This is a genomic window from Chryseobacterium sp. MYb7 (genome assembly GCF_002979455.1).
GTDB lineage: Bacteria > Bacteroidota > Bacteroidia > Flavobacteriales > Weeksellaceae > Chryseobacterium.
This window is the reverse complement of the sequence record NZ_PCOU01000067.1, coordinates 1-1,136: the sequence shown is the minus strand read 5'-3', so window position 1 is coordinate 1,136 and position 1,136 is coordinate 1. Positions and strand designations below refer to the sequence as shown.

The window sequence follows — 1,136 nt, the reverse complement described above, 5'->3', positions numbered from 1 at the left end:
TATGTATAATATTGTTTTTCATCGTGGAATATTATATTTATACATATTTGTACGCTTCTTCTAATAAAATTTTAGGAATTTATAATATTATTATCAGTATAATTTTATTAGGGATTTTTTTTCATAAAACAATCCGTTCAAAGTTTATAGAAGTATAAAAGCAACTCTCACCGATTGGTGGGAGTTTTTTTACATTATAGATTGCAATTTAGTTTGTTTAAGGAACGCATCAAGGAGAGCGAAGACATGCTGTCTATCGTTCTCTTTTAGCTTTTGTATATCTAAAATTTTAGCGACAATATTTTTATCCAGTAGAATATCCGTAGATCCTACGAGATAATCCAGAGATACTTCCAAGGCTTCTGCCAACTGCGTGGCCATCTCAATAGATGGTTTTACTTCCTCACGTTCATATCTACCGATGACAGCACCGTGAACCCCCACAAGTTTGCCCACTTCGTCCTGCGACATCTTTTTATCTTTTCTTACTTCTGTAAGACGCTTACCAAAGGTTATAGACTTCATAAATGTATTAAAAACAACAGTTAATAAAGGATTTGAACAAATGTACGTAACATATTTGTAGCAACAAGAACAAATAAAGTTTGGTTGATTAAAATAGATATGTTACATTTGCTACAAATATGTAGTGAAAAACTTTTTTCAAAAATTTTTCTTTTTATGGAGATTACAGAAATCAAAGAACGTTTAAGTTTATCCGAAGTCCTGCAGTATTACAATCTTGAGCCAAAAAACTCGATGCTTAAATGTTTTATGCATGATGATAAAACAGCAAGTCTGCAGGTGAATGTAGAAAAGAACTTTTACAAATGTCATGCATGCGGAAAAACGGGCGATGTAATCCAGTTTATAGAAGATTACGAGACTTCGACAGGCTCAGTCCTCTCCAAGCACGAAGCGATAAAGAAAGCACAGAGTTTAATCCGTTCCGAAATCTCAACTCCCCAAAAAACAAACTCTGTACTCATGAACGAACAGGAAAGAATACAATTTTTAGAGAAAGTATATTTAAGCTTTAGAAAAGGAATCTTTAATTGTGTTCCTGCAAAAGACTATGTAAAAAGCAGAGCGTTACAGGTAGAAGATTTAGAAATAGGCTTTAACAGCGGACAGCT

At 33.3% G+C, this 1,136-nt stretch carries 2 protein-coding genes; one reads left to right on the top strand and one right to left on the bottom strand.

The features are described from left to right. Positions 1-189 precede the first annotated feature (189 nt). On the bottom strand, positions 190-525 hold the full coding sequence (locus CQ046_RS23370; protein ID WP_105704563.1) for a helix-turn-helix domain-containing protein: 336 nt from the start codon (positions 523-525) through the stop codon (positions 190-192). Between the two features lie 156 nt (positions 526-681). Here CQ046_RS23370 and CQ046_RS23365 point away from each other — a divergent pair. After that, positions 682-1,136: CHC2 zinc finger domain-containing protein (locus tag CQ046_RS23365; RefSeq protein ID WP_228407034.1), on the top strand; the 455-nt coding region annotated here is incomplete at its 3' end.